This window comes from Streptomyces aurantiacus JA 4570 (genome assembly GCF_000414115.1).
Lineage (GTDB): Bacteria > Actinomycetota > Actinomycetes > Streptomycetales > Streptomycetaceae > Streptomyces > Streptomyces aurantiacus_A.
Map to the genome: position 1 here is coordinate 1 of NZ_AOPZ01000273.1, position 20166 is coordinate 20166.

The 20166-nt window shown below is 72.7% G+C and carries 18 protein-coding genes, 2 tRNA genes and 2 pseudogenes; 16 read left to right on the top strand and 6 right to left on the bottom strand.

Features of this window, described 5'->3' with window-relative positions:
* Nucleotides 1-32: 32 nt before the first annotated feature.
* A complete protein-coding gene (locus STRAU_RS24685; protein WP_016643110.1) occupies nt 33-2123 on the bottom strand; it encodes a hypothetical protein in 2091 nt (696 codons plus the stop codon).
* Between the two features lie 358 nt (nt 2124-2481).
* On the opposite strand from STRAU_RS24685, the gene proB reads away from it, so the two are divergent.
* The 5 genes from proB (at nt 2482) to STRAU_RS24710 (ending at nt 7701) form a co-directional block, all read left to right on the top strand.
* Nucleotides 2482-3615 (top strand): glutamate 5-kinase, encoded by a 1134-nt coding sequence (gene proB / locus STRAU_RS24690; protein ID WP_052029232.1) that lies wholly within the window; start codon nt 2482-2484, stop codon nt 3613-3615.
* A 264-nt stretch (nt 3616-3879) separates the two neighbouring features.
* Complete coding sequence (locus STRAU_RS24695) at nt 3880-4383, top strand: hypothetical protein (protein ID WP_078621450.1); 504 nt, start codon at nt 3880-3882, stop codon at nt 4381-4383.
* Between the two features lie 152 nt (nt 4384-4535).
* Nucleotides 4536-5828 (top strand): glutamate-5-semialdehyde dehydrogenase, encoded by a 1293-nt coding sequence (locus tag STRAU_RS24700; protein ID WP_016643113.1) that lies wholly within the window; start codon nt 4536-4538, stop codon nt 5826-5828.
* Nucleotides 5829-5877: 49 nt separating this feature from the next.
* Nucleotides 5878-6543: an SCO2584 family spore wall biosynthesis protein gene (locus STRAU_RS24705; protein WP_016643114.1), complete on the top strand. Its 666-nt coding sequence runs from the start codon at nt 5878-5880 to the stop codon at nt 6541-6543.
* A 93-nt stretch (nt 6544-6636) separates the two neighbouring features.
* The gene (locus STRAU_RS24710) at nt 6637-7701 is read left to right on the top strand and encodes an SCO2583 family membrane protein (RefSeq protein ID WP_016643115.1); all 1065 of its coding nucleotides are present in this window, start codon (nt 6637-6639) and stop codon (nt 7699-7701) included.
* 32 nt (nt 7702-7733) lie between these two features.
* On the opposite strand, the gene STRAU_RS24715 is transcribed toward STRAU_RS24710, so the two are convergent.
* On the bottom strand, nt 7734-8840 hold the full coding sequence (locus STRAU_RS24715) for a M48 family metallopeptidase (RefSeq protein ID WP_016643116.1): 1107 nt from the start codon (nt 8838-8840) through the stop codon (nt 7734-7736).
* Nucleotides 8841-8941: 101 nt separating this feature from the next.
* On the opposite strand from STRAU_RS24715, the gene STRAU_RS43080 reads away from it, so the two are divergent.
* The 7 genes and pseudogenes from STRAU_RS43080 (at nt 8942) to STRAU_RS24750 (ending at nt 13258) form a co-directional block, all read left to right on the top strand.
* A complete protein-coding gene (locus STRAU_RS43080; protein WP_016643117.1) occupies nt 8942-9094 on the top strand; it encodes a hypothetical protein in 153 nt (50 codons plus the stop codon).
* A gap of 96 nt (nt 9095-9190) precedes the next feature.
* Entirely contained in the window at nt 9191-9355 is a 165-nt protein-coding gene (locus STRAU_RS43085; RefSeq protein WP_016643118.1) for a hypothetical protein, read from the top strand.
* Nucleotides 9356-9424: 69 nt separating this feature from the next.
* Nucleotides 9425-10075: a nicotinate-nucleotide adenylyltransferase gene (gene nadD, locus STRAU_RS24730; protein ID WP_016643119.1), complete on the top strand. Its 651-nt coding sequence runs from the start codon at nt 9425-9427 to the stop codon at nt 10073-10075.
* 16 nt (nt 10076-10091) lie between these two features.
* Complete coding sequence (locus STRAU_RS24735; protein WP_016643120.1) at nt 10092-11792, top strand: LCP family protein; 1701 nt, start codon at nt 10092-10094, stop codon at nt 11790-11792.
* A 131-nt stretch (nt 11793-11923) separates the two neighbouring features.
* Nucleotides 11924-12382 carry a ribosome silencing factor gene (gene rsfS / locus STRAU_RS24740; protein ID WP_016643121.1) on the top strand — a complete coding sequence of 153 codons (459 nt, stop codon included), beginning with the start codon at nt 11924-11926 and terminating at the stop codon, nt 12380-12382.
* A pseudogene (locus tag STRAU_RS24745) lies at nt 12379-13046 on the top strand (histidine phosphatase family protein). The gene rsfS and the pseudogene STRAU_RS24745 overlap by 4 nt, the downstream one beginning before the upstream one ends.
* A gap of 139 nt (nt 13047-13185) precedes the next feature.
* A tRNA-Ala gene (locus STRAU_RS24750) sits at nt 13186-13258 on the top strand.
* A gap of 65 nt (nt 13259-13323) precedes the next feature.
* Here STRAU_RS24750 and STRAU_RS24755 read toward each other — a convergent pair.
* A complete protein-coding gene (locus STRAU_RS24755) occupies nt 13324-14262 on the bottom strand; it encodes a helix-turn-helix transcriptional regulator (RefSeq protein WP_016643124.1) in 939 nt (312 codons plus the stop codon).
* A gap of 94 nt (nt 14263-14356) precedes the next feature.
* Here STRAU_RS24755 and STRAU_RS24760 point away from each other — a divergent pair, with 94 nt between their 5' ends.
* From STRAU_RS24760 to STRAU_RS24765, 3 genes are all read left to right on the top strand, one after another.
* The gene (locus STRAU_RS24760) at nt 14357-15820 is read left to right on the top strand and encodes an MFS transporter (RefSeq protein ID WP_203227458.1); all 1464 of its coding nucleotides are present in this window, start codon (nt 14357-14359) and stop codon (nt 15818-15820) included.
* A gap of 88 nt (nt 15821-15908) precedes the next feature.
* Nucleotides 15909-16085 carry a hypothetical protein gene (locus STRAU_RS43095; RefSeq protein WP_016643126.1) on the top strand — a complete coding sequence of 59 codons (177 nt, stop codon included), beginning with the start codon at nt 15909-15911 and terminating at the stop codon, nt 16083-16085.
* A 3-nt stretch (nt 16086-16088) separates the two neighbouring features.
* Nucleotides 16089-16322 carry a hypothetical protein gene (locus STRAU_RS24765; protein ID WP_016643127.1) on the top strand — a complete coding sequence of 78 codons (234 nt, stop codon included), beginning with the start codon at nt 16089-16091 and terminating at the stop codon, nt 16320-16322.
* Here the strand turns inward: STRAU_RS24765 and STRAU_RS24770 are convergent.
* Complete coding sequence (locus STRAU_RS24770; protein ID WP_016643128.1) at nt 16291-17577, bottom strand: glycosyltransferase 87 family protein; 1287 nt, start codon at nt 17575-17577, stop codon at nt 16291-16293. The two genes, STRAU_RS24765 and STRAU_RS24770, sit on opposite strands and share 32 nt — an antisense overlap.
* Before the next feature lie 111 nt (nt 17578-17688).
* Between STRAU_RS24770 and STRAU_RS24775 the strand changes: the two genes are divergently transcribed.
* Nucleotides 17689-17761: transfer RNA gene (locus tag STRAU_RS24775), tRNA-Ala, on the top strand.
* 136 nt (nt 17762-17897) lie between these two features.
* Here STRAU_RS24775 and STRAU_RS24780 read toward each other — a convergent pair.
* Nucleotides 17898-19487: an NADH-quinone oxidoreductase subunit NuoF family protein gene (locus tag STRAU_RS24780; protein WP_016643130.1), complete on the bottom strand. Its 1590-nt coding sequence runs from the start codon at nt 19485-19487 to the stop codon at nt 17898-17900.
* Nucleotides 19484-20166 (bottom strand): annotated as a pseudogene (locus STRAU_RS24785) (hypothetical protein); the annotation flags it as partial. The gene STRAU_RS24780 and the pseudogene STRAU_RS24785, both read right to left, overlap by 4 nt.

The window sequence follows — 20166 nt, forward strand, 5'->3', positions numbered from 1 at the left end:
GCTGCCGCGCCCGCCCAAGGCCCCCCGCCAGGCTAGGCCGACTCCAGCTCCTCCGTCGGGTCCGCGTCCATCGCGGCCTCCGCCGCGTCCGCCGTCTCGGTGGATTCGTCCCGCTGGCCGGGGATCTCCGCCTCCTGACGGCTCGCCGCGCGGGCGCGGCGGGCGTCGGACTCGGCCGACAGGGCCAGGGCCGCCGCGTTGAAGCGGACCAGGGACGGCGGGTCGGACGGGCCGAGGAGGTGCTCCTTCAGCTCGGCGCGGGCCTCCGCGTACACGTCCTTCTCGGGGGCGCGCACGGCCTCCAGGAGGGCGGGCACACCGTCCGCCTCGGGCGCCAGGATCGTCGCGGCGCGCACCGTCGGGAAGCCGGAGCGGAAGTCCGCCTCGCTCAGGCCGGAGGTGTTGGCCACCGCGTACGGCTTCTCGCTGCTCAGCCAGTCCGAGACGACCGACGAGACATCGCTGATCAGCAGGTCGGCCTGGTTGAAGCAGGAGAAGATCGCCGGGCGGGACTCGGTGATGATCTGGTGCTCCCACTCGGGCAGCGAGGCCCAGTACGCCGACTCCCACGCCGCGGTCGCCTCGGCGATCGCGGCCCGGCTGTCGCCGTCGGGCGTGCCCTGGAGCATCATCCGCTCCATCTCGTCCGCGCTCCTGCGGAAGGACTTCGCCGTGAGCAGGTTCAACGCGTCCGTGCGGCGGGCGAGTTCGGCCGCGGCCTCGGGGCCGGGGCGGGCGCCGGAGCGCCGCGTGTTGGCCTCGCGGATCATGGCCTTGATGCGCTCGTTGGCGGCGCCCGCGGCCGGGTTCTGCGAACCGGTCATCGGGTGCGGCTTGTAGACGAGGCGCACGGCGGGATCGGCCAGCAGGTGCCGGACGATGTTCTCACCGGCGAGGACGACCGAGGTGTTGCCGGGGTTGCCGTCCCAGCCCTCCCAGGTCGGGGCGTACAGGACGGTCGTGAACGCGCCCGTGGGAGCGCCCGCGTACGGCCGGATCGGCGACAGCTGGGGGCGGCCGACCTCGACCACGTCCTTGTCCTCGACGCCGATGTCGGCGAGCTGGTAGCGCTCGCGGGCGGCGGGGCCCGCGACCCACACCTCGTCGTACGCCTTCGCGTACGGGTTGCAGGACGACAGCTTGTCGCTCTCGCCGTGGTTGATGAAGGCGTGCTTGAGCGAGGGGATGCGCAGGACCTGGGAGGTCTTCGCGGCGTTCGCCGGGTGCAGCATCATCTTCAGCGTCGACGTCTCCAGCGAGAACATCGTGGCGACCTTCGGGAAGCAGATGATCGGCACGTCCGTGGAGTCGATCTTCTGGACCATGAAGCGCTCGCGCAGCACGATCAGCGGGTTGCCGTCGAGCTGCGACAGCGTGGAGAGCCACATGTTCGCCTGGTACGCGGACGTGGTGCCGCCGGAGAAGTACATGGCGACGGTCGGCTTGTACTCGGACAGCCACTTGTCCAGCCACTCCATGACGGCCTGGTCGCTCTTCGCCCGCTTCTTGGGCAGCATCCAGGTCGCCAGGTACGCGGCGCCGCCGCCGATCATGACGAGGGAGATCCCGAGGCCGATGCCGCCCCAGTAGCCGTCCTTGGTGGCCGCCGTGAGGACCAGGCCGACCGTCGACGGCACGGAGAAAGTGAGCAGGCGGCGCGCCTGCTGGCGGGCCAGTATCCGCGGCGGGGCGGCGCTCAGGCGCAGCGCCGACGCGTCGATGTTGCGCGTGACGATCGGCAGCGTACGGGCGCGGCGCACCATCACGGCGACGGCCTGGCAGAAGAAGTGCAGGGCGTAGAACGCGAGCAGCGCGATGGTCAGCGGCGACTGCTCGGCGAGCGGCTCTATGCCGTCGATGCGCAGCAGGCCGACCAGGACCAGCATGTCGCGCAGCAACTGCCGGACGGTGACATCGAAGCGGATCTTGCCCAGGAGGGAGAGCAGACCCGGCTGCTTGTACTGCAGATAGATGTCGAGCGCGAGGTTCGCCGCCGACGCGGCGACGAACACCGGTACGTACGGCACGAGCGCGGAGACGAGCTGCGCCGTGAAGAGTGCGAACATCGACAGCAGCGCGGTGAGCTGTACGACGCGGCGGGGGGCGAGTCCGGCGGAGGGCACGGGCTGGGGCTCCTGGCGGGGGGCGTGTCGGACGGGGGAGGGCGGTGCGGGGCGGTGCGGGGTCCGGACGTACGGACGACACCTATCCGGATAAGTGGTCGACACCCATCCGGATGAGTGGAAGACCCCTGACCGTATGACGCTCGGTGCCTCCGTAGCAATCTTCCGTGACGCTAATCACCGGATACAGGGGCAAAGGTCACAGATCTCCAGGGCCTTGATCCGGCCGCCCGGCACGCCGGGCCTCCGCCCGTCCCGCGTCCGCCCACCGAAACGCGCGGGCGCCCCCGCCGCGTACTCACGTAGATTGCTGGTCCACAGCACATGGGGACCATTGGGGAAGCGCGTGACAAGGGCCGTGACAGGGACAAAGGGGCGGGCGGACGTCGCGGGGGCCCACCGGGTCGTCGTGAAGGTGGGGTCGTCCTCCCTGACCACCGCGTCGGGCGGGCTCGACGCGGACCGTGTCGACGCGCTCGTGGACGTACTCGCCAAGAGCCGCAGCGGCGGAGAGCGCGAGGTCGTGCTCGTCTCCTCCGGCGCCATCGCCGCCGGACTCGCCCCGCTCGGCCTGCGCCGCCGCCCCAAGGACCTGGCCCGCCAGCAGGCCGCGGCGAGCGTCGGCCAGGGCCTGCTCGTCGCCCGCTACACCGCCTCCTTCGCGCGCTACGGCGTCCGCGTCGGCCAGGTCCTTCTCACCACCGACGACACCAGCCGCCGCGCCCACCACCGCAACGCCTCGCGCACCCTCGACAAGCTCCTCGCCATGGGCGCCCTGCCCGTCGTGAACGAGAACGACACGGTGGCCACCGACGAGATCCGCTTCGGCGACAACGACCGCCTCGCCGCGCTCGTCGCCCACCTCGTCCGCGCCGACCTGCTGGTGCTCCTGTCGGACGTGGACGGCCTGTACGACGGCGACCCGGCCGCCCCCGGCACCGCGCGGATCGCCGAGGTCGCGGGCCCCGCCGACATCGAGCACGTCAAGATCGGCAGCGCGGGCAAGGCGGGCGTCGGCACCGGCGGCATGGTCACCAAGGTCGAGGCCGCCCGGATCGCCGCGGCCGCCGGCATCCCCGTCGTGCTGACCTCCGCCAGCCAGGCCGCGGACGCCCTCGCGGGCCGCGACACCGGCACCTACTTCCACCCCACGGGGCGCCGCTCCGCCGACCGCCTGCTGTGGCTCCAGCACGCCTCCGCGCCGCGCGGCGCGCTCACCCTCGACGACGGGGCGGTGCGCGCGGTCGTCGAGGGCCGCAAGTCGCTGCTGCCCGCCGGGATCGCGGCCGTCGAGGGCGAGTTCATCGCGGGCGACCCGGTGGAGCTGCGGGACACCGCGGGCCGGGCCGTCGCACGCGGTCTGGTGAACTTCGACGCCAAGGAACTGCCACGCTTGTTCGGCCGTTCCACGCGCGAGCTCGCCCGCGAGCTCGGGCCCGCCTACGAGCGCGAAGTGGTGCACCGGGACGACCTGGTCGTCCTGCATCCCTGACGTTGTGGAACGGATGCACCACAAGCCCGGCGCGAGGTGCACCACGAACCCCCGGAGACGGTGCACCACTAGTCCCGGCCGTCCCGGAGGCACCAGCGGAAATCAGGCCGAAAACAGGCGCGAACGCCGTGTCACAGCTGGCTCGGGCGAGGTGAAACTCCGCAAAACCGCCCCGCGGGAGCTCTTGTCCTGCTCAACTTTGTTGCAAGGCAGTTCCGTACGAGCGTTGCATATCCGCACCAGCACCGGTTGAAGGAGGCCGTCGTGAGACGAGTGCGCCCAGGGGCGGCGTCCCGCGGGTCGGCTGAGCGCGCGCTGACCAGCGTCGCCGCGGGGGCGGCGTACGGCGGCGACGCCGCCGAGGGCCACGACCGGGAAGCGCGCGAGCGGCAGGCGCCGGGCGGCGACGGCGGCGAGCCGGCCGACGCACCCCGCCTCTGGCACGTCACGCTCAGCGTGTCCGGCGCCAAGACCCCGCTGGAGGAAGTCCGGCGCGGCCTCGAACAGCTCGCCCACGACCACCCCTTTCTGCTCACCAGCCGGTACGCCCCGGACCACGCGGAGATCCGCTACTGGGAAGAGGCCCGGGACCTGCACGACGCCGCCGCGGTCGCGCTGCGGCTGTGGGGCGAGCACCGGCAGAGCGCGCAGCTCCCGCCCTGGGAGATCGTCGGGCTCGAAGTGATCGACCGCGACACGTATCACCACCGGATCGCGGAGGGGTACGGCCCGCTGCCCGCCACACCTGTAGGGGTCCACCCGTTCTGACGCGCGGTGGCACGTGCCTCAGTGGTCAATACCAGCCATGTCCGGGGCCGCGCCCCCTGCCACCCTGGGCCCGTCCGGCAGGGCGCCCCGCCCCCGTCTCGCAGGGCGGAATACCGGCTGGACGCCCCCCGGCGCGAGGCTACGCTGCCCTCATGACCGCGCTCTCCCCGCTCTCCCCGTACGACAACATGTCCCCGGTCGCCCAGGCCGCCTACCGGTCCCGCGCCGCCGCGGCCGCCCTCGCGCCACTGCCGCGAGCCGAGAAGGACGACGCGCTGCTCGCCATCGCCGACGCCCTCGAAGTGCGCACCGCGGAGATCGTCGCGGCCAACGCCGAGGACATCGCGCGGGCCCGCGAGGCCGGCACCAGCGAGGCCATCGTCGACCGGCTCACCCTCACCCCCGAGCGCGTCCGCGCCATCGCCTCCGACGTACGGGACGTCGTCGCCCTGCCCGACCCCGTCGGCGAGGTCGTGCGCGGCTCCACGCTGCCCAACGGCATCGACCTGCGCCAGGTCCGCGTCCCCCTCGGCGTCGTCGGCATCATCTACGAGGCCCGCCCGAACGTGACGGTCGACGCGGCCGCCCTCTGCCTGAAGTCCGGCAACGCGGTGCTGCTGCGCGGCTCGTCCTCGGCGTACGCGTCCAACACCGCCCTGGTGCGCGTCCTGCGCGACGCCGTGCACGGTGCGGGACTCCCCGCCGACGCCGTCCAGCTCGTGCCCGGCGAGAGCCGCGAATCCGTACGCGAACTGATGCGGGCACGCGGCCTCGTCGACGTCCTCATCCCCCGCGGCGGCGCCGCCCTGATCAAGACCGTCGTCGAGGAGTCCACCGTCCCCGTCATCGAGACCGGCACCGGCAACTGCCACGTGTACGTGGACGCCCACGCCGACCTCGACATGGCCGTCGACATCCTCCTCAACTCCAAGGCGCACCGCGTCAGCGTCTGCAATGCCGCCGAGACCCTGCTCGTGCACGCCGACATCGCCGACGCCTTCCTGCCCCGCGCCCTCGACGCGCTCGCCGAGGCCGGCGTCACCGTGCACGCCGACGAGCGCGTCCAGGCGTACGCCCCCGGCTCCAAGGCCACGGTCGTGCCCGCGACCACCGAGGACTGGGAGACCGAGTACCTCTCGTACGACATCGCGGCCGCCGTCGTCGACTCCCTGGAGCAGGCCGTCGAGCACATCCGCCTGTGGACCTCCGGGCACACCGAGGCCATCGTCACCACCTCGCAGCAGGCCGCCCGCCGGTTCACGCAGCTCGTGGACTCCACGACCGTCGCCGTGAACGCCTCCACGCGGTTCACCGACGGCGGCCAGTTCGGCTTCGGCGCCGAGATCGGCATCTCCACGCAGAAGCTGCACGCGCGCGGACCGATGGGCCTGCCCGAGCTCACGTCGACCAAGTACATCGTCACGGGCGACGGCCACATCCGCTGAATTCCCGCTGCGCCTGCCCAAATTGCCCCTCCAGGTCTACGCTGGACGCGTGCCGGAGGACGTGGGGGGCGTGCCGTTTCCCGACGGCTGGGAGCCCGACGACGACCGTGACCACGGGGATGCGGACGAGGAGTTCGCCTCCGTGGTCTTCGACGAGGACTTCGTGCGGGCCGCCGAGGTCCATGAGCCCACCGCGGTGGAGCGGCTGCTCGCCGCCGCCCAGGCGCGCGCCGAGGCGTCCGAGGCCGAGGCCCGCCGCGGCCGCGCCCGCCGCCGCGGCCCGGACACCCCGGACGACGAGTTCGAGGACTATCCCTACGAGGGGTACGGCCCGGACGGCCCCGGCGGTTTCGGCCCCGACGGCGACCGCGACACCTGGGGCGATCGTGACCACTGGGACCACTGGGACGACCGCGACGACTGGGAGGGCCGCGAGTTCCTCCAGGACGGCCGCGGGCGCTACGGCCGCCGCGGCACACAGGTCCGCTGGCACCGCCCGGTGGCCTGGATGCTCGCCCTCCTGATGGGCATAGGCATGGTCGCCTTCGCCTTCGTCGCGGTGTACCGGGGCGCGTCGTCCGGCCGCCAGGACCGGATACCCCCGCCCGCCACCACCGAGGTCGAGCAGAACGCGGGACCGGGCGACGCCGGCAGCCCCTCCGCGTCGGCGGAGTTCGGCCAGCCCGCGGTGCCCGCCGAGCCCCGCACCCCCTGACGTCCGCCAACTCGGCGGCGCACGTGAGGAGTTGTCAGAACTTGGCGCGTACCAGGGCGTTTACCGCGCGGCCCGGAGACCTACCCTGAAGGTATGGGCGGGCCAGGAGAACCACCTGCGGGGACACCCGAGGGCGCTCCCGGTGGTGAGGACGAATACCGATCCGTAGTCTTCGACGAGTCGTTCGTGCGCGCCGCGCGGCTGCAGGAATTCTCCGCGACGGAGCGGATGAGCGACCACGCGCGCGCCGTGCGCCGCAGGCCGAGCCCCCATCGCCGCCTCTCCCGACAGGTGATCGTCCTCGTTGTCCTCATCGCCGTCGCCTTCGGCACCGCGATCTACATGGGCGTACGCCACCCCTACGGCACCCCGGCCGCCAAACGCCCCGACCCGCTCCGGATGACCGTCATCCCGCTCGCACCGCAGGGCCGCGTGCCCGGGTCCGAGAAGGTCGCCGACCTGTTCGCGAAGAGCCCGGCCGCGCAGTTCCGCGTCGGCGCGAGCGGCATCAACCTGCCCGCCGCCCGGCGCACCGCCCACTTCTCCGAGGACCAGGTCGTCTCCGCGCTCAGCACCGCCAAGGACTACCTGGTGGAGTCCTCGCTCGACCCGGACGTCCTCATGGGCCGCGCCGTGCGCTCCGCGCGCGTCCTGCTCGACCCCGGCCAGCTCGACCAGTTCGACCGGAGCTTCGCGCACCCCGCCGCCGACGGGCGGCACGCGCCGACGGGCTGGCTGGTGCGGTTCGACCCGGCGAAGACGGCGCTGGCCCACCCGGGCGTGCGCGTCCAGGGCACCCTGCGGGCCGGCGAGACGAACAAGGACACCCTCGAAGTCGCCTCGGACCACACCTTCGTCTACGCGCTGCGGCCCGCCCGCGCCGACGGCCGCGCCCGCGCCTCGCTGTTCACCGTCCGGCGCGAGCTGCACTTCCGCTTCGACCGCGACGACCTGCGCATGCACCAGGCGGAGCTGCTCGTCTCCGCCGTCCAGGCCGGGCCGCTCGCCTGCTCCGCCGACACCACCCGGGTGCTGCGGCCGCTGCTCGCGGACCAGCGGGCGAAGGCGGGCGGGCCCGCGGGCACGGATCCGTACGCGACCGGGGCCGCGACCGCGCTGTGCGGGACGCTGGCCGGGGCCGCCCAGCCTTCGCTGTGAGCGACGGGGCCGCCCAGCCTTCGCTGTGAGCGCTACTCGCCCGAGGAGGGGTGGTCCGAAGGGCCACCGGACGCGCCGCCGTTGCCCTGCCCCGTGAACTTGCCGCGCAGCTTCCCGCCCAGGTCGCCCGCGCCGCCCGCGATGTCGCTGACCAGCTTCATCAGCGGGTCCTTGCTGGTGCGTACGTCATCTGCGTACGCCGACGCGGACTGGCGGAAGGAGTCCGTGACCGAGGTGTCGGCGTCCTCGTCGCGACGGGGGTAGTGGCCGTCCATGATGCGCTGGTAGTCGCGGGTCGCGGCCCACTTCTTCAGCTCGGCGGCGCGCACGGTGGTGAACGGGTGCGAGCGCGGCAGCACGTTCATGATCTTCAGCACGGAGTCGCGCAGGTCGCCCCCGGCCTCGTACTCCTCGGCCTGCTCCAGGAACGCGTCCACGTTCATCTCGTGCAGATGGTTGCCGCCCGCGATCTTCATCAGCCCGCGCATGGACGCCCGCAGGTCCTGGCCGACCAGCAGACCCGCGCGGTCCGCGGACAGCTCCGACTTGCGGAACCACTCGCGCAGCGCCGTCACGATCGCCATGATCGCCACATTGCCCAGCGGGATCCAGGCGACCTTGAGGGCGAGGTTGGTGAGGAACAGCAGGATCGTGCGGTACACCGAGTGGCCGGAGAGGGCGTGCCCCACCTCGTGGCCGACGACCGCGCGCATCTCCTCCTCGTCGAGCAGCTCCACCAGGCCGGTCGTGACGACGATGATCGGCTCGTCCAGGCCGATGCACATCGCGTTCGGCTTCGGGTCCTGCTGGACGTACATCGCCGGGACCTTCTCCAGGTCCAGGATGTAACAGGCGTCCCGCAGCATCGTGTTCAGGTGCGCGAACTGGGCGTCGGAGACCCGCACCGAGTCCGAGAGGAACAGCAGCCGCAGACTGCGCTCGGGCAGCAGCCCGCTCAGCGCCTTGAAGACCGTGTCGAAGCCGGTGAGCTTGCGCAGCGCCACCAGGGCCGAGCGGTCCGCCGGGTGCTCGTACGCCCGGGACGAGATGCCGGGGAAGCGCCTGCGCTGCCGGCTCGGCACGTTCTCCTGGCCGCTGCCGTTGTCGTCGTGGTTGTCGTCGTGGTTGCCGTTGGTCATGGCGCGTCCCCCATGTCGTGTCCTCGTTCCTGCCCCCGAGACGCTGCCCAGCCTAGGCGGAGATACCGTGACAGGGCAGCGCACAGAAGGAGCCATCCGCCATGGAGCACATCTCCGCAGCCCACGCCCTCACCCTGGCCGCCGGCGCACAGGACGAGCCAGGTCTCGGCAACCTGCTGCGCGTCGTCGTGATCGTGATGGTGGTGGGGTGCGTGCTGGTGGGCTGGCTGTTGCTGCGGGGGTACCGCAAGTAGGCCGCCCGGCAGGGCGACGTGGCCGCCGCCGAGCCCCCCGCATACGATGGCCCCGTCTTTATCCCGATCCCACACCCCGGATAGGTCCTGCTGACGATGAGCCTCCCCAGCACCGCCACCGCCCAGCTCGTCTCCCTCGCCTCCGAGGGTGAGCACGCCGGCAACCACGAAAGCCTCAGCGCCTACGTCACCGGCGGCGGCGCCCTCTTCGCGCTGCTCCTGCTGCTGTGGATCACCACCCGCTTCAACCGCGACCGCTGAGCCGTCACCGCCCGGGGCCGGGGTAGCTGAGACCTTGGCCCGTCGGCGGGGCCGGTAGTGTCTGCACGCATGGGAGAGCAGGACATGCCTACCGGCCCGCAGGGCGGCCCGGGCTCCGGCCCGGCGAGTACCGCCAAGCGCCGCCTGGGCGTCATGGGCGGGACGTTCGACCCGATCCACCACGGACACCTGGTGGCGGCCCAGGAGGTCGCCGCCCAGTTCCACCTCGACGAGGTCGTGTTCGTACCGACCGGGCAGCCGTGGCAGAAGAGCGACAAGAAGGTCTCGCCGGCCGAGGACCGCTATCTGATGACGGTCATCGCGACCGCCGAGAACCCGCAGTTCTCGGTCAGCCGCATCGACATCGACCGCGGCGGCCCCACCTACACCACGGACACCCTGCGCGACCTGCGCCGCCTCAACCCCGAGACCGACCTCTTCTTCATCACGGGCGCCGACGCCCTCGGCCAGATCCTCACCTGGCGCGACACCGAAGAGCTGTTCTCGCTGGCCCACTTCATCGGCGTCACCCGGCCCGGCCACACCCTGGCCGACCCCGGCCTGCCCGAGGGCGGCGTCTCGCTGGTGGAGGTGCCCGCCCTGGCGATCTCGTCCACGGACTGCCGTGCGCGCGTCGCCAAGGGAGACCCCGTCTGGTACCTGGTGCCGGACGGCGTGGTGCGTTATATCGACAAGCGCGAGCTGTACCGCGGCGAGTGAGCCGAGAGGGGCACCGGTGAACGACCGACAGTACGACCCTTATGCGGGCCAGGACCCGTATGCGGGTCAGTACGCGGGTGACGCGGCGGACCAGTACGAGGTCGTCGGGTACGACGAGTACGGGCAGCCGGTGTACCAACTGGTGCGGCAGCCCCAAGTCCCGCCGCAGGCGGGGGCCTCGTACGACACGTATGACACGTACGGCGCGCAGGAGCAGTGGGCGCAGCAGCAGCCGCAGCAGCACCAGGCCCAGGCTCAGCACCACCAGCCCCAGCAGCAGCCTGAGCCGCAGGCGCAGGGCTATGGGTATGACCCTTATGGTCCCGGGGCCTCCTATGGCACCGGGGAGCAGGCCGGGTGGGCCGCGCAGCAGCAGCCGCAGCAGCCCCAGCAGCCGCAGGAGCATCAGCCGCACCGCGAGGCTCAGCAGCCCCACGAGCCCCACGAGTCCCGTGAGTACCGCACCGAGCAGTTCTCGTTCATCGAGGAGCCCGACGAGGACTCCGAAGACGTCATCGACTGGCTGAAGTTCACCGAGAGCCGCACCGAGCGGCGCGAGGAGGCCAAGCGGCGCGGCCGCTCGCGCGTCGTCGTCCTGGTCGTGGTGCTCGCGCTCGCCCTCGCCGGCGGCGCCGGCTATCTGTGGGCCGCGGGCAAGCTGCCCGGCCAGTCCGACGAGAAGTCCGGCGGGCAGGCCGCCGCCGGGCCGCAGAAGCGTGACGTGATCGTCGTCCACCTGCACAACACCAAGGGCGGCGGCACCTCGACGGCGCTCCTGGTCAACAACACCACCACCAAGCGCGGCAGCACCGTCCTGCTGCCCAACTCCCTCGCCCTGACCGGCGACGACGGCGCGACGACGCTCGCCAAGTCCGTCGAGGACGACGGCTCGACCGGCACCCGCGAGGAGATCGACACCGCGCTCGGCACCCACGTCGAGGGCACCTGGCGCCTGGACACCCCCTACCTCAACAACCTCGTCGAGCTCGTCGGCAACATCGACATCGACACGAACGCCGACGTCCCCGACCCGAAGGCGAAGAAGAAGGGCGAGGCGCCGCTCGTCAAGAAGGGCGAGCAGCAGACCCTCAGCGGGCCGATGGCCGTCGCGTACGCCACCTACCGCGCGCCCGGCGAGGCCGAGACCGCGCAGCTCACCCGGTTCGGGCAGGTCATGCAGGGCGTGCTGCGCAAGCTGTCGTCCGACCCGGGGGCCGCGACCGTCACCGTGCAGTCGCTCGCGCAGATCCTCGACCCGTCCCTGAAGGAGAAGGACCTCGGCACCTTCCTCGCCAAGCTCGCCGACCGCGCCAAGGGCGGTGACTACGCCACCGCGCTGCTCCCCGTGCAGCAGGACGGCACGCTCACGGAGAAGGCCAGTGCCGGCGTGGTCAAGGACGTGCTCGGCGGGGTCGTGAAGAGCCCCGAGCAGGGCGCGGCCGTGCGGGTCGGTGTGAAGAACGCCACCGGCGAGAAGAGCGCCACGGAGAACGCCCGCATCGCCCTGGTCAACGGCGGCTACACCTTTGTCGACGGCGGATCCGGCACCGGGTCGTCGACGACGTCGCAGGTCACGTACGCCGACACGGCCAAGAAGGCGGAGGCGGAGGAGGTCGCCAAGACCCTCGGCCTGCCCGCCGGCGCGGTCCGCAAGGGCAAGACCGCGCCGAACGCGGACGTGTCGGTGGTGCTCGGCGGGGACTACGACGCGGGGTGATCCGCGAGGGAGGGCCTTCCCAGAGGCCCTCCCGAAGGCCCGCCCAAGGGGGGCGAAACAATCTTCTGGGGAGCCGTGCGCGGTCCGTGAGACCCTTGGTGGGTATTGCCCACCTGAAGGAAAGCTCACTAGTGACCGCCACGGACCGCTCCACCGAGCTCATCACCGTCGCCGCCCAGGCGGCCGCGGACAAGCTCGCGCACGACATCATCGCGTACGACGTCAGCGACGTGCTGTCGATCACGGACGCCTTCCTGCTCGCCTCCGCGCCCAACGACCGCCAGGTCAAGTCGGTCGTCGACGAGATCGAGGAGCGCCTCAACAAGGAGCTCGGCGCCAAGCCGGTGCGCCGCGAGGGCGACCGCGAGGCCCGCTGGGTCCTCCTCGACTACGTCGACATCGTGGTGCACGTCCAGCACAGCGAGGAGCGCGTTTTCTACGCCCTCGAGCGCCTGTGGAAGGACTGCCCCGAGATCGAGCTCCCGGCCGACGCCAAGGCCACCCGCGGCAAGGCCGCCGAGTACGCCGACCGGCAGCAGGCGGCGGAGGAGGCTCCGGCACTGCGCGAACTGGGTGGGGAGGTGCGGTGAGCAACCGCGGCTGCCGGATCATCCTGTGGCGGCACGGCCAGACCGCCTGGAACCTGGAACGCCGCTTCCAGGGCACCACGGACATCGAGCTGACCGACGAGGGCCTCGCCCAGGCCCGGCGCGCCGCCCGGCTGCTCGCCTCACTGAAGCCGGACGCGATCATCGCGTCCGACCTGAGGCGGGCCGCCGCCACGGCCGCCGGAGGCGGGCCGCCGCCACGGCCGCCGAGCTGGCCGCCGTCACGGGCCTGGACGTCACCCACGACGAGGCCCTGCGCGAGACCTACGCCGGGGCCTGGCAGGGCCTGACCCACGACGAGATCATCGGCCTGCACGGCGAGCAGTACGCCGCGTGGAAGCGGGGCGAGCCGGTGCGCCGCGGCGGCGGTGAGCTGGAGACCGAGGTCGCCGACCGCGCCGCGCCCGTCGTCCTGCGGCACGCGGAGAAGCTGCCCGACGACGGCACGCTCGTCGTGGCCAGCCACGGCGGCACCATCCGCACGACCATCGGCCGCCTCCTCGGCCTGGAGCCGCACCACTGGGAGGGCCTCGGCGGGCTCTCCAACTGCTGCTGGTCGGTCCTCGGCCAGGGCGCCCGCGGATGGCGCCTGCTGGAGCACAACGCGGGCACATTGCCGGAGCCGGTGCTCGGCGACGACGACTAGCCCTGCGGCCGGGCGGGGTGACCTGCCCCGCTGCCCGGGGCGATCGGGCACCGGCCGTCGGCCGGGACCCGGATTTCGCGTTCGGGCAGGTCGCAGGCTAAAGTTCTTCTTGTTCGCCCGCCGAGCGGGAGGAACATAAGGGGCTATAGCTCAGTTGGTAGAGCGCCTGCATGGCATGCAGGAGGTCAGGAGTTCAATTCTCCTTAGCTCCACAATCTCCGTCCCGTCCCCGTCAAGGGGGCGGGACTTTTTGCTGCCCCGGCTCACCTCGCCCTGCTCATGCCACCCCGGCCGCAGCCGACCGCTCCCGCGCGCGCAGCGATCGCAGCCGTTCCGTGCGCGCCCGCGTCTCCTCGTCGTCCGGGGTGTAGGCCACGATGCGGCACTCCGGCATGCCGTTGATCGACAGGGACACCGACGTCATCCGCAGCTCACCGACCGCCTCGTGCCGGAACGTCTTCACCCGTGGTCCAGGCGGCACCACGTCCCCGCTCGCCCAAAGCCGCGCGAACTCCGGGCTGGCCGTGGACAGTTCCCGTATGAAGTCCTCCCAGGCGGGCTCGCCCACATGCCGACCGTACGCCCCGCGCAGCGTCGCCACCATCACCGGCAGCTCCGAGTCCCGGAAGACCAGCGGGCAGTGCGGCTCGGGCACGACGAACAGCGTCCACAGCACGTTGGACACGCCTATCGCCTCGATCGCCGGGCCCACGAAGACGTCCTCGTAGGCGGGGTTGGTGGCGAGGATGTCGTACCGCGAGTTGTAGACCACCGCCGGGTGCGGGTCCAGGGCGTCGATGATGCCCTGGATCTCCGGGCCGACCGCCTTCGCCGTCGCCTCGCGGCGCGCGACGTGGGGCACCTCCGCGAGGTGGTACAGATGCTCGCGCTCCGCCCTGTCCAGGCGCAGGGTGCGGGCGACGGCGTCCAGGACCTGGGCGGAGGCGTTGATGGGGCGGCCCTGTTCCAGCCACGTGTACCACGTGACGCCGACGCCGGAGAGCTGGGCGACCTCCTCGCGGCGCAGGCCCGGCGTGCGGCGCCGGGGGCCGGGCGGCATGCCCACGTCGGCCGGGGTGACGCGGGCCCTGCGGCTGCGCAGGAACGCGGCCAGCTCGGAACGGCGGCGGGTGGGCATCCCCGTCGTCCCTGTCGCTCTCGCCGTGTCTTGCGCCCCCGGTGTCTCCGTCAGGTCCATGGTCGTCACGTCCCCCATCGTCGGTCCCCGGCCCGGTCCTTGCCAGGTGCTGTCAGTACCAGCATCGGCGGGCTCTCACTACCTGTACCGAGGCGGGACCACCCTCACAGGCATGACGACAACGACCCCGCCGGTGGCGAACCCCGCCCCAACTCCTGGATCCAGTAAAGCCCCCGGCACTGACAAACGCCGGGGCCGACTGCTCGCGGCCGTGCTCACCGCCCAGTTCATGGCACTGCTCGACGTGTTCATCGTCAACGTCGCCGCGCCCACGATCCGCGTCGAACTGCACGCGTCCGGCGCCGGCCTCCAACTCGTCATCGCCGGCTACACCATCTCGTACGCCGTCCTGCTGATCACCGGCGCGCGCCTCGGCGAACGGCTCGGCCACCGCCGGGTCTTCCTCGCCGGGCTCGCCGTGTTCACCGCCGCCTCGCTCGCCTGCGGCCTGAGCCAGAGCACCGGCCAGCTCATCGCCTTCCGGCTCGTGCAGGGCGCGGGCTCCGCTGTCCTGATCCCGCAGGTGCTCAGCCTCATCCAGCGCAACTTCACCGGCGAGGCGCGGATGAAGGCGCTCGGCGCGTACTCGGCGGTGCTCGCCACCGGCGCCGCCGCCGGACAGGTCGTCGGCGGCGTCCTCGTCAGCGCCGACCTGTTCGGCACCGGCTGGCGCCCGGTGTTCCTGGTGAACGTGCCCGTCGGTGTGGTCCTGCTGTTCCTCGCGGCGCGCGTGCTGCCACGCGACGACCGGAGCGAGCCGGGGCGTGCGCGCGGGCTCGACCTGCCGGGGCTCGTGCTGCTCGGCGCCGCCGTCTCGCTGTTCACGGTGCCGCTGGTGCTCGGCGAGCAGGAGGGCTGGCCGCTGTGGACCTGGCTGTCGCTCGGTGCCTCGGCCGTGGTGTTCGCCCTCTTCTGCGGCTTCGAAGCCCGTCTCGCCCGGCGCGGCGGGGCGCCGCTGATCTCGCCGCGGGTCCTGCGCGTGCCGGGCATGGGCCTGGCCGTGTTCCGGCTCGGCGTGGTGATGGCCGTCAACTCCGGGTTCCTGTTCGTGCTCTCCCTGCACCTCCAGGGCGGCCTCGGCTACAGCGCGCTGCGCGCGGGGCTGACGTTCGGGCCGTCCGCGATGGTCTTCGGAGTGATCGGTCTGACCTGGCGCAAGTGGCCCGCCGCGCTGCAACGCGCGCTGATTCCGGGCGGGTTCGCGCTGGCGGCGGTGTCGTGCGTCGCGGTGGGGCTGCTGCTGCGGGACGGCGGCGACGGCGGGATGTGGCTGTACGTGGCCTTCGTGGGCGGCGGCGCCGGGCTCTCGCTCGGTTTCAGCCCGACCCTCACGCGCGCGCTAGCGACGGTCGGGCCGCAGGACGCGGCGGACGCCAGCGGACTCCTCGCCACCGTCACCCAGCTCGGACAGCTCACCGGAGTCGCGGTCTTCGGAGCGATTTTCCTCGGCGGGATTGAGTCACAGGGGGCTTCTGGGGCGTATTCATCGGCGGACGCGCTCCTGGTGTGCTTCTACGCGCTCGCCGCGGCGGCGGCCCTGGGCGCCGTGTCCGGACTGGTACGTATGCGTCGCTGACCGGCTCGCCGTGGTCGTGGCAGAATCGACGGGCCGGAAGGGGACTGGACCACTGCGCCGACGGTGACCCGACGGGAGGGAGAGCGCGATGCCTGCGAGCATCCTCGAAGAGGCCGCCGGCCTCCTCGAAGCTGCGGACACACGACCCGGCGAGCCCACGCTCCTGCACTGCCCTTCCTGCGGTTCGGCCCACGTGGCCCAAGTACTCGGCGACAACGGCGGAGTCAGTTACGTGTGCACGGCCTGCGGCCACATCTGGAGCTGATCGATGGGTGCACACAGGCGTAAATGCGACTGGTGCGGCAGCGGTACGCCGATCGTCCGCGACATGGAGCCGGTCAACCCGGACTACCAGTACTGGTGCGAGGAGTGCGCGCGGGCGCTGATCATAAAGGGCGACCCCATCGAGACGTACCGCGAACTCGAAGGGGAACCGATCTACGGCCGCCTGCTCGACGAGCACTGCACCCTCAAGCGCTTCTACTCGTTCGCCACCGCCTGACCCCCGCCGGCCCGCTCGCCGTGCCGACGCGCGGCCGGCCCGGATACCTGCCCGTGCGCCCCAGAACCGCGTACGCCGCGACGGCCAGGAAGCCCCCGGCGGCCAGCGGATAGACCGCCGACAGCGTCATCTGGCCAAAATTCTGGGAGAGTTCCGGCCGCCCGTGACTGTGCGGCACCCACCACAGGGCGTACGAACAGAACGCCAGGGCGAGTCCGCCCGCCGCCGCCCACCGCGCCGTGCCGCCCCGCCGCACCGCGCGCGTCCACAGCAGCAGCGCCATCGGCACGCACCACACCCAGTGGTGCGACCACGACACGGGGCTGACGAGCAGCGCCGTCGCCGCGCAGGCGGCCACGCCCCAGGCCCACTCCCCGCGCACCGCGGCGACCACCGCGACGGCGAGACCCGCCACGCAGACCACCGCCGCGCCCGCCGCCCACCACGCCCCGGGCTCCGGGGTGTGCAGCAGCCGGGCGAGCGCGCCGCGCACCGACTGGTTCGCGGTGTTCTCCGCCCGCCCGACCCGGCCCGCCTCGAAGACCACCCGGGTCCAGAAGTTCCGCGAGTCGCCCGGCAGCACCACGGCCGCCACCAGCGTCGCCCCCAGGAACGCCGCGGCGGCCACGCACGCGTGCCGCACGACCGGCCGCCAGACCTCCCGGCGTACCGCCTCGACGGCACCGATCACCAACAAGAAGACCGCGAACAGCGCGGGCGTCAGCTTGATCGCCGCGGCGGCCCCGATGCCCACGCCCGCCCACCGGTGCCCCGGGCGCCGCGTCAGGTCCCACAGCACCAGGACGGCGAGCAGCAGATTGACCTGGCCATAGCGCAGCGTCGTCCACACCGGCTCCGACCAGACGGCGAGCGCCGACACCCACAGAGCGGTCTCTACGCGCGCGTGCCCCGGCACGCCGACCAGCCCCAGCGACAGCCGTACGAAGGCCACGAGCAGCAGCAGGTTCCCGAGCGTCGCGAGGGTGCGCATGTCCGCCGGGTCGAGCAGCGTCAGCGGCGTGAACAGCAGCGCCGCGAACGGTGGATAGGTCATGGGCAGGTCGTGCTCGGTGGCACGCAGCGCGTACAGGTCGGCGCCCGCGCGCACGGCGTCCCCCTCCGCCCGGTAGACCATCAAGTCGACCATCGAGACGTCGGCCGCGCGCTGCACGGCCCAGAAGACGGCGAAGGAGAGCAGGCAGCCCCCGGCGGCCAGGGGCACGCGGCGGACGACAGCGGTGGCGAGCACGGTCACGAGGCGGGACAGTAGCGGCCCCGTGTGTCCGGGACGGAAACGATTTGGTGGAGCACCGGGGGGAGCGTGTAATGTTGGCGGAGCCGCCGGGGGAACCGGGCGGAGCAGCGAGGGGCTATAGCTCAGTTGGTAGAGCGCCTGCATGGCATGCAGGAGGTCAGGAGTTCAATTCTCCTTAGCTCCACAGCAGATGAGCGGGCCACCCGGATCGGGTGGCCCGCTCTTTCGTGTCCCCTGGGCGGCTTCGTGTCTCTCAGCGGCTTCGTGTCTCTCGGCGGCGCCGCGGTGATGCGACCTGCGTCACGGCCGTCCGGCCCGCGTCACTGCCGTCCGCTGCCGAGCGCCCTGCGTCCCCGGCCGCGCGGCAGCATCGGCAGGGACGTGGGCGGCGGCGGGGCCGCCCCGGGGTCCTCCTCGATGCGCAGGGCGAGCGCGGGACAGCGGCGCACCGCGCGCTGGGCGCGCGCCTCCGAATAGCGCGGCACCGCGGCCTCCGCGACCGACGGAAAGCCGTCCGGGCCGAGCTGGATCAGCTCGGGCACGATGTCCGCGCACAGCCCGTGCCCCTGGCACAGCGTCCAGTCGACGGCGAGTCTGCGGCCGCTCGGCGCCTCGCCCTGCGGACTGTCGTCCTGCAGGGGCAGCACGCCCTCCACGGGGCGGCCGCAGCCGTCACCCAGGACATGCGCGGCCAGATCGTCCGTGAACGCCGCGATCGACGACTCGATGAACGCCGCCGAGCCGTCCGGGTGCTTGCACGCGCCGCGCCGCTTCACCGCCCGCGTCACCTCGCGCAGCGCCTCCAGGGCGGTCGGCCCGCCGCCGTCCAGGACGTCGGCGAGCCCGCGCGCGGCGGCCGGGAGGCCCAGGTAGCAGGGGCCGCACTGGCCGGCGCTCTCGGCCGCCAGCCAGTTCGCGACGTGCAGGGCCTCGCCCAGCGGACACGTGCCCGGACCGATCGGCAGGATCGCGCCCGCCCCGAGCGCGCCCCCGCAGCCCTCCAGGGCGGCCCGGGAGACGACCGCGTCATGGGCGGTGACCGCGTCCAGCCACTTGCCGTGATAGCCGCCCGTGAGGACGCCCTGCGGCAGCGGCGGAGCACCGGCGAGCTGCAGCACGTACCGCAGGGGTACGCCCGTCGGGACCTCCAGGACCATGGGCCGGGCGACCGCTCCGGAGAGGGTGAGGAGCACCGTGCCCGGCTCGTCGCGCAGGCCCGTGCGCCGGTAGCGGTCCGCGCCGATGCGGGCGGCGACGGCGAGCTGCGCGAAGGTCTCCGCGTTCGACAGGAGCGTGGGTGCGCCGCCCACTCCGGAGTCGGAGGTATGCACCTTGCGTCCCGGGGGCAGCGGTGGGCCGCCGTCCGCGGACCGCACGAGCGCCGAGGACTCGCCGGTGACCATGCGCACCGGATTGCGCTGCACGCGCGCGCGGAGGTTCGATCCGCGCCGGTTGCCGAGGCCGCGCTCGGCGAGCGCCGACTGCATCGACGCCTCCGTGGAGTCGCGCGTGACACCGACGACGAGCGTGCGGGCGCCGAGGGCCTCGGCGGCGAGCAGCGCGCCGTCCAGGACGAGATGCGGGGCCCGGTTGATCAGGACGGTGTCCTTGCGGCACGCGGGTTCGTCCTCGCTGCCGTTGACGACGACCACGGGCCGCACGCCCCGGCGGATCGCGGACTCCGCGACGGCCCGCAGCTTCTTGGCGAAGGGGAAGCCCGCGCCGCCGCGGCCGCGCAGCGAGATCTGTTCGGCGAGCGCCGCGAGGTGCTCGCCGGCGATCGGTTCCAGCGGGCCGTGCACCTTGAGGTGCATGGCCAGGTCGAGACGCTCGACCAGATCGAAGCCCGAGGTCAGGAGCGGAAGCCCGACGACGCGGACTTCGGGGACGTCGGGCAGGGACGCGTTCACTTGCTGCCTCCGGTGGACGCGTTCCAGGGCTCGCCCGTGCTGGGTGCCTGGAAGGGGCCGGGTAGCTGTTGGGCCGGTGGGGGCGGGGGCGATGGGTAAGCCGGTGCGGGCGCGGGCGGGTGGTGGACGGGGCGGGGGCCGGTGTCGTACGGATCGGGGCCGACGGAGCCGAGTCCCCCGTCTCCGTAGTCGTGTTGCGTGTCCAGGCGGTCCAGGCCGTCCAGGGTGTCGAGGAAGGGGTCGCGCCCGGCGCCTGTGGGGTCGTACCGCGTGTCTCGCGCGTCTACGGAGGGGTGGCCCAGGACGGTGGAGTCGTACCGCGTGTCTACGGAGGGATGTCCCGGGACCGCGGAGTCGTAACCCGTGTCTACGGAGCCGTATCCGTTGTCTACGGAGTCGTGTGGGAACGGGGTCGACGGGGCCTCGGCGGGTGGCGGGGGTGAGGGGGCCGGCCAGCGGGGGGTCACGGTGGGCAGGGTCTCGGTGGGCTGGAGGTCCAGGGGCAGCGCCGAGCCGGGGTCGGACGGTGCGGCGAGGGCGCGGTAGGCGGCGGCGATGCCGACGACCGGGGGCTGGTCGGGCGGGGCGGTGACGCGGCCGGAGGCCGTGCCGGGCAGCGGGGCGGAGGCGGTGTCCCGGGTGGGCGCGCCGGGCTCGCGGCGCCGGGGGGGGCCGGGGG